This is a genomic window from Vibrio sp. J383, from assembly GCF_023503985.1.
Taxonomy (GTDB): domain Bacteria; phylum Pseudomonadota; class Gammaproteobacteria; order Enterobacterales; family Vibrionaceae; genus Vibrio; species Vibrio splendidus.
Genome location: NZ_CP097293.1, coordinates 1526462 through 1539973, shown reverse-complemented (window position 1 = coordinate 1539973; position 13512 = coordinate 1526462). Strand labels below are relative to the sequence as shown.

Below are 13512 nucleotides of genomic sequence, written 5' to 3'. Positions count from 1 at the left end.
ATCGAGCTTACTAATTAAAAAATAAGCGATTAATTTGTCGCCCAGCTCGTGAAATACATACTAAACTATGACCTTATACTGACACATATAGTGTTTTGTAAACTATACTTTGAACCCATCAAGTTACACTTATTCGGTAACTTCGTTCTTTCCTTTGGAGCCTTATAATATGAAGTTTAGTTCAAAAAAATTACTAGCAGTAGCCGCTTTACCTATGATGCTAGCAGCATGCACAACAACAGGTGACAACGCGATGCAAGTAACACCAACCGATCTACAGCACCATAATTGGGAACTTGCGCAAATTGATGGCAAGGACATTGCGAAAAGCGAAGACCAAGCAGCTCCTCGTCTAGAGATCGGCGAAAAGATGACTGCAAACGGCATGGCTGGTTGTAACAACTTCTTCGGCCAAGGCGAGCTGAAAGACGGTCAATTCCGTATCAAGCAAATGGGCATGACAATGAAAATGTGTCACGGCTCTGCGATGGAAATCGAACAGTCGGTTTCTGCTACTCTAAGCGAGTGGAGCGACGTAACCCTAACAAACGATACGCTAGTACTGAAAAACGATGTACACACGCTAACGTACACAATTCGTGATTGGGTAAACTAATCCTTTCTCGAAATAGATATTGATTAAAGGAGCTTTCATGGCTCCTTTTTTATTGCCTGCTTACCCTCACAACACCTTCAAAATTAACACTCATCGCCTACTTTTCGTACCAACCTCCAATAAACCTCAAATATCTCTCATTTAGATGCAATAAATTCACTGGTTTATCGGTCTATTGCTAGGATGGTAAGAGCCTAGAGTCTGTCGAGCTTTTGAGACGGTCGCATATCGAACAAAGTCTAACCAAAAAAGACCAGCACGCCCTCCCTGCTTGTTCTCAAGTAATTGATTGAATTTACTGTTGAATTAGAAATTATTTCAGAAACAGATAGAATAACTGTAGGGAGTTCTAAATAACAATGCTCTTACCCGTTCACTACCAAATGGAAAAGTTTATGAACAAGATAGTAAGTACGTTAGGAATCATGGCAACCGTTGCATACAGCGCAACCATTTATGCTGATGAAGCAACATCAACCAATAACTGGAACCAAATCGAACAGCAGGCAGAAGGACAAACTGTCTACTTTCACGCTTGGGGCGGTAGCCAAGAAATCAATCGTTACCTACAGTGGGCGGGTAAGAAATTACAAAGCGAGTACGGTGTTACCTTAAAACATGTGAAAGTAACCGATATTGCAGAAACTACCACTCGCTTACTCGCAGAAAAGGCGGCAGGAAAGAACACTGAAGGCAGTGTCGATATCGTCTGGATTAACGGCGAGAATTTCCGTTCAATGAAAGAAAATGCCTTGTTGTTTGGACCATTCACTCAAACACTTCCAAACTGGCAGTACGTGGATAAGTCTTTGCCGATCGATGTCGATTTCTCGGAGCCAACAGAAGGCTTGGAGGCACCTTGGGGCGTTGGGCAACTTGTCTTCATCCACGACCAAGAAACACTGCACAATCCGCCACAATCGTTTTCAGAGATGTTGAGCTACGCTCAGGCATTCCCGAATCGCTTAAGCTACCCGCGCCCACCAGAGTTTCACGGTACGAGCTTCATTAAGTCTCTACTGATTGAACTAACAAACAACAGTCCTGCGCTTGCTAAACCCGTTTCAGAAGATACCTTCCAAGACGTTACGGAACCACTGTGGGCTTACTTAGATAAATTCCATAAAGTGGCATGGAGAGGCGGAAAGCAATTTCCTGCAGGTACATCTGAAAGCATTCAACTTCTGGATGACGGACAGCTCGACCTCGCGATTACGTTCAATCCAAACTCTGTATATTCAGCACAATCAAGTGGCCGCCTAGCGGAAACTACCAAGACTTATGCGTTAGAAAGCGGCGCTCTGTCTAACATTCACTTCCTTGCGATTCCTTGGAATGCCAATGCAACCGCGGGTGCTCAAGTGACCATCAACTTCTTGTTGAGCCCAGAAGCACAATCTCGCAAAGGTGACCTCAATGTTTGGGGTGACCCTTCTGTATTGAGCAGTAAGTACTTAACCGGCAGCGCTAAAAATACTCAGCAATTTAAATCGATTGATGAACCGCATCCTAGTTGGCAAAATGCGCTCGAGAAAGAGTGGCTTAAGCGATACGGTAACTAGTCTGCATGCTACGCGCTCTATATTTTGTTGTTATAGCGGTATGTATCATCCCAACCATTCCTGGGGTAGCGGGAGTCGTGGCTTCGTCACTGAGTTTCATCCCGCCCTTAGGTTTAGACGAGCCAACACTCAACGGTTTTAGCCAAGTCTTTCAATGGGAAGGGGCTTGGCACTCTATTGGCTTAAGCCTAGGTTCAGCGGTCGCCAGCAGCTACATTGCCTGCTTCCTGACCTTTTGTATTCTTCAGGCTTCTTGGGGAAACAAGTTTTGGAGAAAGATTGAGCTAACGCTATCGCCAATGCTTGCCATTCCGCATGTGGCTTTCGCTATCGGCTTTGCTTTTTTGTTTAGCCCAACAGGCCTTGGAGCAAGAGCCGTACACCACTTACTTGATGAATCGGCTACAAGCTCTGAATTGGCTTTGCTGATCAAAGATCCTTACGCGTTTGGCCTAATCATTATGCTCGCACTCAAAGAAGTTCCTTTCTTGTTGCTGATGAGCATATCGATACTTCAACAAATCGATGTAGAACGTATCACTAAGGTGAGTGCATCACTCGGTTACAGCCGCGCTCAGATCTGGTGGAAGTGTATTTTCCCGCAATGGTTTACTAAGCTTCGCTTCCCAATGCTGGCTGTGCTCGCCTATAGCGTATCGGTTGTCGACATCGCTCTGATCATTGGCCCAACCAACCCACCGACTTTTGCCGTTTTGGTATGGCAATGGTTCAACGATCCAGATCTTAATCTACTACCACGAGCTGCTGCTGGTGCGATCGTTTTGTTTGGCTTGGCTTCGTTGATCATCGCCTTGGCGCGATTAGTTGAATGGGCAATTCTTAAATATTTTCGAACGTGGCAGTATTCAGGAAGAACAGGGGCTAACTTACCGGGGAAAACCGTATTCACAGCTCTTGCAGCTTTGTCACTGACGATCATTCCTTTGATGATTATCTGGAGTTTTGCTCAGCGCTGGCGCTTCCCTGATTTACTGCCTAGCCGCTACAGCATGCGCTTCTGGGAATTCGAGTGGGATGGCATCATGAACACCGTTGGTCAAAGCTTATGGATTGGTCTGATTGCTGCTTCCGTTGCTTTATTACTCGCGCTGGTAGCTCATGAGTACCGAATCAAATACAAGTGGCAAGTTCCGGGCTTTATTATCGCGATTCCCATGTTGATACCTCAACTCTCGGTATTGTTCGGCATGCAAGTGACCACGCTTTATATCGGCAGCAGCGCCTATGACTTTTGGGTAATTTGGGCACACGTATTCTTCGCCTTCCCATTTGTGTATTTGTCTCTAGACGGCCCTTGGAAAAGCTTCAACGATGGGCTGATAAAAGCTTCACTGAGCTTGGGTAAATCGCCATTTCAAAGCTGGTATTCGATCAAGCTGCCTATATTACTGCCTGCCATCGCCTTCGCTTGGGCGGTTGGGATCAGTGTGAGTTTGGCTCAGTACTTACCGACATTGATGCTCGGTGCTGGTCGTATTAGCACCATCACCACAGAAGCCGTTGCCCTAACCAGTGGTTTCGACCGCAGGGTAACCGCAATTTATGCCATTTGGCAGGCCTTGTTGCCTCTGTTCTTTTTCTCTTTAGCGATATTAGTCAGCCGACTTCAACTTAGATATCGCCGTCTTACTTTTAAAGGTTTTCTTACTAATGAGTCTGCACCTCAACGACCTCGCCATCCATAAAAACGGTGGCGAATCGCTGTTTTCAGCGCTAAACGTAACATTAGAATCAGGCCAAATATTGGCGTTGATGGGGCCAAGTGGCTGCGGAAAATCGACTTTGTTAGATGCCATCGCGGGTCACCTAAATGACGAGTTCTCATACTCTGGCACCGTTATTTTGAACGATATTCAACTAGACGATCTCCCATCACATCAGCGTGAAGTTGGTATTCTGTTTCAAGACGACTTGTTGTTTCCACACCTAAAAGTATGGGAGAACTTGGCCTTTTCGTTACCAAACTCGGTTAAGGGTTCAGATCGCCAGCAACAAGCAATGGAAGCATTAAAAGACATTGAACTGACCCGCTTGGCTGAGTCGTTTCCCGACCAAATATCTGGCGGCCAGCGAGCGAGAATTAGCTTAACTCGTATGCTATTGGCGAAACCGAAATTGGCGTTGCTTGATGAGCCGTTTAGTAAGCTCGACCAAGAACTCAGAGCCCAGTTTCGCGACTGGGTATTTGAGCAACTCATTAAGGCAAATATTCCGACATTAATGGTGACGCACGACCAAACCGATGTGCCTCAAGGGGCAAAAGTTCTGTCTTGGCCATGGAGAAGTAACCATGCTGGATAAGTACTCTATTAAGGTCATTAAGTGGCCATTAAATCAATCAGCCAAACTACTTAATAGATTCGGCATCACAGCCAACCAAACCACCCTGTTTGGGTTTCTGGTTGGATGTTTAGCGTTTCCAGCATTGGCATTTCAACAATACGAATGGGCGTTGGGGTTTATTGTATTTAACAGGGTTTGTGACGGGCTTGATGGGGCCTTGGCTCGAATCCAAGGCATTAGTGATGCGGGCGGTTTCCTCGACATCAGCCTCGATTTTCTTTTCTACTCATTAATCCCCTTTGGCTTTGTTATCGCCAACCCAGAACACAACGCCATTGCCGGTGCATTTTTGATTTTCTCTTTTATCGGCACAGGCAGCAGCTTTTTAGCGTTTGCGGTTATGGCTGGTAAGCGAGGCATTGAAAACCCAGTCTATAAACATAAGTCTCTCTATTACATGTCGGGGTTAACCGAAGGTACAGAAACCATCGCGTGTTTCATTGCTTTCTGTATTTGGCCTCAACACTTTGCAGTTATCGCTTATACCTTTGGCGCTGCGTGTTGGCTGACTACGTTTATGCGCATTTATTTTGGGTTTCAGACACTCAAGAATCAAAACAACTAGTGTGAATTTCTGCATTCCTCATAAACAAAAACGCCGCTCAGATGAGCGGCGGTGTTATATTCTAGCTAATACTTAAACCTAATTAGGCATCTGCAGAAGCGCTAATTTTAAACCTCAACACCTTCAAGCTTGAATCAAGATCGACATCGACAAACTCAGGTGGGTTGTCCAGACGCTCAATGAATTCAACGCTTGGCGCTTCTTCTGCCATCGTCTCAATTAGGAAGTTTGGCGATACTGCTGGTGAGTTAACACAAGCAATCACTTCTCCGCCTTCTGTTAGAAGATCAGGCAAGCGACGTAAGATCTTTTTGTAATCTTTGGTTAGAGCAAAGCTGCCTTTTTGGAACGAAGGCGGATCAATGATAACTAGCTCGTAAGGGCCGCCCTTCTTGATTTTCCCCCACGACTTAAAGATATCGTAACCAAGGAAGTTAACCGAGCGCATGTCGTGATCATTCAAGCGGTGGTTATCACGGCCTTTATTTAGAGAGCCGCGCGACATATCTACGTTCATGCATTGGCGAGCGCCACCAGCGATAGCCGCGACAGAGAAACCACAAGTGTATGCGAACAGGTTAAGAACATTCTTATCCTTGGCATTGTCTTGTACCCACTGACGACCATTACGCATGTCGAGGAACAAACCAAAGTTCTGATTACGGCCAATGTCTAACTGGTACTTAAGACCGTGCTCAACCACAACGGGTGAGTCATTGAGTTCACCCCATAAAACCTCTGACGGCGCACCATCGGCATAACGATGTTGCAGAACAATACTTGTGCCCAGCTTTGCTTGCCAGATGTCTTTATTAGTCAAATCAACCAATCCAGCTTTAAGAGATGATAAGAATTCGTCATCCACTTCTTTGAATACGTTAACTAATAACTGCCCATCAACCCAATCACATGTCAGTTGATCTAGGCCTGGCCAAAACTTACCACGACCGTGAAAAATACGGCGTAGTTCATTCGGCACTTCATTAAGTTGCTGTTCAATATGACTAAAAAACAGAGGTAAAGCTGATGCTTCCATTATTTCACTCACTTAGTGTTTAGCTTTGGCCAAGTTAATGACCAAGGTTCAAGCCAGTTGTCTAAACCATTAGACACGATCTCTTGATGCCACTTCTCACCCAAGGAGTTTAGGCTTCTTGGATCGCAGACATATTCGTAGGCTTGTGATTGATAGGTAAATCGAATCGCGAAGGCATGCAGATAACCTCTATCAGCCTCACTCGATGGATTATAAATAGGGTCACCAACAATGGCTGAGCCGATCGACTTCATCGCGACACGGATCTGGTGAGTTCGCCCCGTATAGGGTTTACATAAAAATAGACGCTCACCGGGTTCAGCCGTTGCAGATAAAAACTGGGTAATCGCTGGGTTTTCTTTGCTTGTCAGTAACTTCCAGCTCGAGCGTCGTGAACGCTCCATATCTCCTGAAATCAGCCCCTGCTTTTTCTTAGGCTTCTTCGAACCAATCGCAAGGTAGTACTTCTCGACTTCACGCTTTGCGAACAGCTGTGAAAGCTCACTTGCTGCCGAAGCATTTTTTGCCAGCAGTAGAATACCTGATGTCATTTTATCGAGACGATGGACTAGGTATAGCTTCGGCTCGTTGATTGCTTTAGCAACTTCTTGCAACAACATGGTATCACCATCGTCTTTATGGACGCTGACGCCAGGATGTTTGTTTATGAGTAAAAAATCAGAGTGGTTCAGAAGAATGTCGAACATTTAAAGGCTAGCTCCATTGTAGAACGTGGAGTATACCGTGTCTGAACCCAGATTCCAGCTACGAAAAAGCCCAACTCACTCAATAAATATTGAATCATTGGGCTTCTTTTCAGCAAGTAGCGATCAGTGCTTGGTCTTTGTTCTATTGGCATTCGGAAAATAGAACAAAGCCACCCGCCCTACGCGAGTTTGAACTTACCGACTAATGCTTCTAGCTCAGCAACTTTAGCGTTCAAGCCTGAGGTATTTTCAGAGCTGCGAGTCGCTAATTGCAAAGACTGCTCAGAAATATCACTGATCGCCGTAATATCCGCTGCAATTTCTTTGGTCACCGCTGTCTGTTCTTCTGCCGCTGTCGCGATAGAGTTGACCATGCTTTGTACATTGCCAGCACCACTTACAATCGCTTCTAGCGCCGAAACTGCGCCAGAGCTTTGCTCAACACCAATCTCAACTAGACGACAGTTATCTTGAGTGTAAGTCACCGCTTCTTGCGTACCAGATTGAATCGACTGAATGATACCAGACACTTCTTGAGTCGCTTTGGTCGTTCTCTCTGCCAGTGCTCGTACTTCATCAGCAACCACTGCAAAGCCACGTCCAAACTCACCAGCACGTGCCGCTTCAATCGCAGCATTCAGCGCCAGTAGATTGGTTTGCCCAGCGATGTCCTCGATTACCTTAATAACGCTGCCAATCTGTTCACCATGTGAACCTAGCGTATTCATTTGTACCGACATGTCGCTCATTTGAGTCGACACTTGTTGGATACTTGCCACCATTTCAACAATCACGTTACGGCCATCTTCTGCTGACGTTTCTGAGCGACGCGCCTCTTCATAAGTAGAAGTACCTTGCTGAGCGACTTCCGAAATAGTCAAGCTTAGCTCTTCTGCGGCAGTCGCAATCAGGTTAGCTTTATCAGCTTGCGCAGAGGCACCAGAAACGATGTCTTGACTGATTGATGATAGCTCACCGGTCACCGATTGAACTTGGTTCGTCACAGAAGAGATTGAACCCAATAGGTCGACCAAAGATTTCTGCATTTGGTTAATCGACGTAGCAAGATCGGCCAATTCATCGCCAGAATTATCAACAATATCTCCAGCGGTAAGGTCGCCATTTGCCACGCGTCGCGCAACTTGTTCAACACGAGTTAGACGGTTAGTAATAGAGCTAGACAATACATACGCAATCACACAACCAAACACAATCGCAATGGCAGACAACACCATGATAGTGCGTTCGATGGTGGTAAACGAATCGGTTAATACAAGCAGCGATTGTTCTGTATCGGCACGCTCACTTGCAGACGCTTGATCCAGTAAGTTTTCAACCGGGATTAGATTGCTCTCATATAAGGAGCGAAGCTGCTGGATATTCGATAACAGCGCAGACTCATCGTTGATCATAGGTACAAGCTTAGATTCAAACTCTTGAGTAAAGCGCCCCATCAGGTCTTCAATTCGCTCAATACGGCGATGGTCTTCTGAACCTCTACTCTCTAAACGTTTTGCTTCTTTAATAGCCTGAGCAAATTCATTCTTGTTGGTTCGATAATCATTAAGCGCATTGTCGGCCTGAGTAATCGCACCAAGTGCATCGCGATAAACATCCCCGGCTTCATCTATCAATACAAGGTAGGTCACCGTTCCCGGTACATCATCCATCCTAATTTCATCAGCGCTCTTGTGAGCCCCAATGACTTCTATCCATACAATACCGACTAACGTGACAAGCACCGCCAATATAGAGCCAAACCCGGCGTACAACTTCTTCCTAACTGACAATTTCACACAACACCTACTTAAATAAAATACAGCTCAATCAGCTATTACTTTTCATTATATCGGCTACCAGACCAATAACTTTAAGTATTTATTTTTCTTTGATAATTAAGTTAATAGCATAAAAAAACGGGAGCCAATGGCTCCCGTTTCTTAACTTACTTTAACTCGCGATTGTAGCTTCTAAGAGCTATAGCTTCTTAGAGATAAGCGCAGAGCCAGCAATGATACCAATACCTAGTAGCATGATTGCACCTTTACCGCTGTCGAAGCCAGAAGAGATACCCATGAACGCTACGATAGCGATAGCTACTGGGATGATGTACTTAACAAGTGTGTACCATAGACCGAATAGTGGGAAAGATACTTCACCGTCGTTAGTGATTTCTTTCTCTAGGTCAGCACGGTTTAGTCTCCAACCAGCGAAGATACATACCAACATACCGCCAACTGCTAGGAAGATTTTATCCGTTAGTAAGTCGAAGATATCAAATGCACCAGTACCAAACAGTGTTGGACCGAAGCCGCCAAGTGATAGAGAAGCGAAGATACATAGAATCGCCATTACTACACTTGCAGACAGTACTGCAGTCACACGCTTCATGCCTTTCTCATCGATTAGGTACGAAACCACAACTTCAAGTAGAGATACTGAAGAAGTCAGTGCCGCAACACTTAGACCAACGAAGAACATTAGAGCAAATAGAAGACCAACTACGCCGCCCATTTCAGCGAATAGCTGAGGAACAACAACGAATACTAGACCAGGGCCCGCCGCAGGTTCCATACCAAATGCGAACATTGCAGGGAACATTGCAACACCAGCTAGGATAGCAACGCCTGTATCCATCGCCGTAACCATAGCTGTAGTTTGAACTAGGTTCTCTTTCTTCTTAAGGTAAGAACCGTAAGTCAACATACAACCCATACCAAGAGATAATGAGAAGAATGCTTGACCTAGTGCAGCTAGAATTACACCGCTGTCTACTTTAGAGAAATCAGGGCTGAATAGGAATTCAAGACCAGCCATCGCGCCCGGAAGCATTAGGCCTTTGATTGATACCACGATAAGGATGATGAAAAGAAGTGGCATCAGAATCTTACCCGCTTTCTCAATACCGCCAGAAATACCCTTCATAACGATAACAACGTTAAGTAGTAGGTATAGGCCCATCCACATAAGTGGTTGAACTGGGTTTGAGATAAAGCCACCGAAGCTGTCACCAATTGCCTCAGGTGCGTCTAGTAGACCACCAGCAATTTTACCGATGTAAGCGATAGACCAGCCACCTACTACAGGGTAGAAACCCATGATAAGTAGACCACTGACTACGCCGATAACACCAGCGAACGTCCAACGACGGTCAGTTGATTTAAATGCACCTACTGCTGATTTTTGCGTATGACGGCCAATCGCAAATTCAGTCAGCATGACACTGAAACCGATGAAGATTACAAAAAACAGGTAAATTGCAACGAATGCACCGCCGCCACTTTCGCCTGCTGTGTAAGGGAATTTCCAGATGTTACCTAGACCAACAGCAGAACCTGCTGCAGCCATTACGAATCCTAACTTCGAACCCCAGGTATCGCGGGGTGTTGTGGTTGTATTACTAGTAGCCACGTGTACTCCAAACTTTTGTGTTGTGTGATGTTGTGTTTTGCTTTGGGTGGCGTCTTTAAAAGATAAGGTGTATAAAAAAATTTACACACTTAAAAGATTTGATTGACGCTCGTTGTATGGCAAGTAAACCAGTTTAAGAATAAAATTGGAAGTCCGAACCGTACATATTTCGTTACCAATGTAAATTTTTATGGTTAAATGCCGTCTTTTTATACAAAACAATCGTTTTCTTCTTAAGTTAACCAAAACTTAACAACTATAACCTGTTTACAGCTTTTGCTCTATTTTGTAAATAGTTGATTCCTTAAATTCCCATATCCTCAAAATAGCATTACTATCTAAGTGTCTCTTTTTTCGAGTATTCAATGTGGAAAAGCTCTACCATTTTTTAACTTTAGCTTCCGTTGCTTTGTACTGGGTTCTCGTCGCCGGTGTGACTTTCCGTGTCGTACTAAAACGACGCTCTGTCAGCGTTTCTCTCGCGTGGTTGATGGTTATCTACATTATCCCGATTGTTGGCGTGGCCTGTTACTTCCTTTTCGGCGAGCTAAACCTAGGTAGAAAGCGGGCTGAGCGCGCACATCGCATGTTTACTCCGTTCGGTGATTGGTTCCGCCAATTAAATGATTGTCAGGTTCACCTTCCAGGTAAAGTTGGCTCCCCAATCCACAAGATTGATGAGCTTTGTAATAATCGAATGGGTATTCCTGCACTTAGTGGAAACACACTTTCACTGCAAGCTTCACCCAATGAGATCCTGCACGCAATTATCGAAGATATAGAAAACGCACAAACCAGTATCAAAATGGTTTTCTACATTTGGCATCCTGGTGGCCTAACCGACTCCGTAGCCTCTGCACTGATTCGAGCGGCCAAGCGTGGCGTAGATGTTAAGGTTTTACTCGATTCAGCAGGTAGTCCACGCTTTTTCAAAAGCCATTGGCGTTCAATGATGAAAGACGCTGGTGTGCAAGTTGTTCAAGCATTAGAAGTAAGCCCATGGCGTATTTTCTTACGTCGCCTAGATCTAAGACAGCACCGTAAGATCATCGTGATTGATGAATCCATCGCCTATACCGGTTCAATGAACATGGTGGATCCGGCGCATTTCAAGCAGAGTTCAGGCGTTGGTCAATGGATCGACGTAATGGTCCGAGTCACTGGGCCAACCGTTAACGTGCTTTCGGCCATTCATGGTTGGGATTGGGAAGTAGAAACAGGCGAACGCATTCTTCCTGATTTACCTGAATGCCCGATTGAAGAAGTAATGACGCACCATCCGGTTCAGGTCGTTCCGTCTGGTCCTGGTATGCCGGAATATTTGATCCTACAAGTTCTGACTATTGCTATTAATCAAGCCAATCGTTCTGTGCGCATCACTACGCCTTATTTTGTACCGAGTGCCGACTTGTTAGAAACGCTAAAAATGACAGCGCAAAGGGGCGTAAACGTCGAACTGATCATTCCACACAACAACGATTCATTGATGGTTAAATGGGCTTCTCGTGCTTTCTATACAGAGTTACTTGAAGCTGGCGTTAAGATTTACGAATTTTACGGTGGCCTTCTTCACACCAAATCGGTAGTGATTGATGAAGAGTTTTGCTTAATCGGGACGGTCAATATCGACATGCGTAGCCTTTGGCTAAACTTCGAAGTGACACTAGCCGTTGATGACGTACACTTCACCAAGCAACTGTTTGATTTGCAGCAATCCTATATTGAATCATCTCATCCAGTGGAATTGGAGCAATGGGAGCAGAGAAATTTACGTAACCGCTTCTTCGAACGATTGTTCTATTTGTTCAATCCCCTGCTGTAATCCAATCAATGGACCCACTGCGACTCATATCTCTCTGATTATCAGATTTTTGACCTTTCACAATAAACGACGTGAAAGGTTAAAAAGCGAAAGAAAAGCATAAAAACTCCCCCTCTGCTCTTGCTTTGAATGCTATTGGCATGTTTTAAATAGGACATAACCGATTGATAAGGAATTCACAGCATGTCCGAGAACAAAACCACTAAACTGATCACTGCAGGTCGTGATAAAAAGTGGACCAATGGTGTCGTTAACCCACCAGTACAGCGCGCTTCTACTGTCGTGTTCAACTCAGTAGAAGAAAAGCGTAAAGCTACGATTAATCGCGCTAATAAAACGCTTTTTTACGGACGCCGTGGAACCAACACTCACTTCGCTTTCCAAGATGCCATGGTTGAAGTCGAGGGCGGCGCAGGCTGTGCACTTTACCCTTGTGGTACTGCAGCCATTTCAAATGCCATTCTTTCTTTTGTAGAAACAGGCGATCATATTCTGATGGTCGACACCTGCTACGAACCGACGCGTGATTTCTGTGACACCATAATGAAGAAGATGGGTGTAGAGACGACCTACTACGAGCCAACCATCGGTGAAGGCATCCAAGACCTTATTAAGCCAAACACTAAGGTGCTGTTTACCGAATCTCCGGGGTCAGTCACCATGGAAGTGCAAGACATTCCAACGCTAGCGCGTATTGCTCATGAACACGATATCATCGTGATGCTCGATAACACATGGGCTGCTGGTGTGAACTTCTCACCGTTTGATTTTGGCGTTGATATCTCGATTCAAGCTGCGACCAAATACATTGTTGGTCACTCTGATGTGATGCTAGGGACTGCTGTTGCCAACGAGAAGTGTTGGGATCAACTAAGAGAACAGAGCTATTTGATGGGGCAATGTGTATCACCAGATGACGCTTACCTTGCCCTTCGTGGTATTCGTACTCTTGACGTTCGACTACGCCAACATGCAGAAAGCAGCTTGAAAGTCGCAAAATGGTTGGAGACTCGACCTGAGGTTGATCATGTTCGTCACCCTGCCCTTGAGTCTTGCCCAGGCCATGAATTCTTCAAACGAGATTTCACTGGTGGTAATGGCTTGTTCTCTTTCGTGCTGAAGAACTCGAATACAAAAGCGACCACAGCGCTGCTTGATGGTATGACACACTTCAGTATGGGTTACTCATGGGGTGGCTTTGAAAGCTTAATTCTAGCGAACGAACCGAACAGCTTTGATAGCCTAAGAACAGTAGCGAACCCTAACTTCGCTGGAACCTTGGTACGTGTTCATATCGGCTTAGAAGACGTTGATGACCTGATTGCAGACCTAGAAGCAGGATTGGAGCGTTACAACGCGCTCGTTTAATTTAAAGCGTTAGCAGACTCAGACCAAAAAGGCAGGATATTCCTGCCTTTTTTTAGATTAG

At 45.1% G+C, this 13512-nt stretch carries 11 protein-coding genes; 7 read left to right on the top strand and 4 right to left on the bottom strand.

What is annotated here, in order from left to right:
* Positions 1-169 precede the first annotated feature (169 nt).
* The 5 genes from M4S28_RS06980 (at position 170) to M4S28_RS06960 (ending at position 5107) form a co-directional block, all read left to right on the top strand.
* The gene (locus tag M4S28_RS06980; protein ID WP_029224504.1) at positions 170-616 is read left to right on the top strand and encodes an META domain-containing protein; all 447 of its coding nucleotides are present in this window, start codon (positions 170-172) and stop codon (positions 614-616) included.
* A 395-nt stretch (positions 617-1011) separates the two neighbouring features.
* Entirely contained in the window at positions 1012-2178 is a 1167-nt protein-coding gene (locus M4S28_RS06975) for an ABC transporter substrate-binding protein (RefSeq protein WP_249632563.1), read from the top strand.
* 5 nt (positions 2179-2183) lie between these two features.
* Positions 2184-3884, top strand: coding sequence for an ABC transporter permease (locus tag M4S28_RS06970; protein WP_249632562.1), 1701 nt, complete (start codon positions 2184-2186; stop codon positions 3882-3884).
* Positions 3850-4500 (top strand): ATP-binding cassette domain-containing protein, encoded by a 651-nt coding sequence (locus tag M4S28_RS06965; RefSeq protein WP_249632561.1) that lies wholly within the window; start codon positions 3850-3852, stop codon positions 4498-4500. Before M4S28_RS06970 ends, M4S28_RS06965 begins: the two co-directional genes overlap by 35 nt.
* A complete protein-coding gene (locus tag M4S28_RS06960) occupies positions 4490-5107 on the top strand; it encodes a CDP-alcohol phosphatidyltransferase family protein (protein WP_017079012.1) in 618 nt (205 codons plus the stop codon). The genes M4S28_RS06965 and M4S28_RS06960 overlap by 11 nt, the downstream gene beginning before the upstream one ends.
* A gap of 82 nt (positions 5108-5189) precedes the next feature.
* Here M4S28_RS06960 and M4S28_RS06955 read toward each other — a convergent pair whose 3' ends face one another.
* From M4S28_RS06955 to M4S28_RS06940, 4 genes are all read right to left on the bottom strand, one after another.
* Positions 5190-6143, bottom strand: a complete 954-nt coding sequence (locus tag M4S28_RS06955) for a class I SAM-dependent methyltransferase (RefSeq protein WP_102441935.1) — start codon at positions 6141-6143, stop codon at positions 5190-5192.
* 8 nt (positions 6144-6151) lie between these two features.
* The gene (locus M4S28_RS06950; RefSeq protein ID WP_004734618.1) at positions 6152-6850 is read right to left on the bottom strand and encodes a TIGR01621 family pseudouridine synthase; all 699 of its coding nucleotides are present in this window, start codon (positions 6848-6850) and stop codon (positions 6152-6154) included.
* A 179-nt stretch (positions 6851-7029) separates the two neighbouring features.
* Positions 7030-8646 (bottom strand): methyl-accepting chemotaxis protein, encoded by a 1617-nt coding sequence (locus M4S28_RS06945; RefSeq protein WP_249632560.1) that lies wholly within the window; start codon positions 8644-8646, stop codon positions 7030-7032.
* A 181-nt stretch (positions 8647-8827) separates the two neighbouring features.
* Positions 8828-10261, bottom strand: coding sequence for a sodium-dependent transporter (locus M4S28_RS06940; protein WP_012604350.1), 1434 nt, complete (start codon positions 10259-10261; stop codon positions 8828-8830).
* Between the two features lie 367 nt (positions 10262-10628).
* Between M4S28_RS06940 and cls the strand changes: the two genes are divergently transcribed.
* Positions 10629-12083, top strand: a complete 1455-nt coding sequence (cls, locus tag M4S28_RS06935; protein WP_249632559.1) for a cardiolipin synthase — start codon at positions 10629-10631, stop codon at positions 12081-12083.
* Between the two features lie 183 nt (positions 12084-12266).
* Positions 12267-13451, top strand: coding sequence for a cystathionine beta-lyase (locus M4S28_RS06930; RefSeq protein ID WP_017094405.1), 1185 nt, complete (start codon positions 12267-12269; stop codon positions 13449-13451).
* Positions 13452-13512 lie beyond the last annotated feature (61 nt).

Bases quoted from the DNA above. Each gene is read 5' to 3' on its own strand.
- M4S28_RS06980 (WP_029224504.1), top strand. From the start codon at position 170: ATGAAGTTTAGTTCAAAAAAATTACTAGCAGTAGCCGCTTTACCTATG.
- M4S28_RS06975 (WP_249632563.1), top strand. From the start codon at position 1,012: ATGAACAAGATAGTAAGTACGTTAGGAATCATGGCAACCGTTGCATAC.
- M4S28_RS06970 (WP_249632562.1), top strand. From the start codon at position 2,184: ATGCTACGCGCTCTATATTTTGTTGTTATAGCGGTATGTATCATCCCA.
- M4S28_RS06965 (WP_249632561.1), top strand. From the start codon at position 3,850: ATGAGTCTGCACCTCAACGACCTCGCCATCCATAAAAACGGTGGCGAA.
- M4S28_RS06960 (WP_017079012.1), top strand. From the start codon at position 4,490: ATGCTGGATAAGTACTCTATTAAGGTCATTAAGTGGCCATTAAATCAA.
- M4S28_RS06955 (WP_102441935.1), bottom strand. From the start codon at position 6,143: ATGGAAGCATCAGCTTTACCTCTGTTTTTTAGTCATATTGAACAGCAA.
- M4S28_RS06950 (WP_004734618.1), bottom strand. From the start codon at position 6,850: ATGTTCGACATTCTTCTGAACCACTCTGATTTTTTACTCATAAACAAA.
- M4S28_RS06930 (WP_017094405.1), top strand. From the start codon at position 12,267: ATGTCCGAGAACAAAACCACTAAACTGATCACTGCAGGTCGTGATAAA.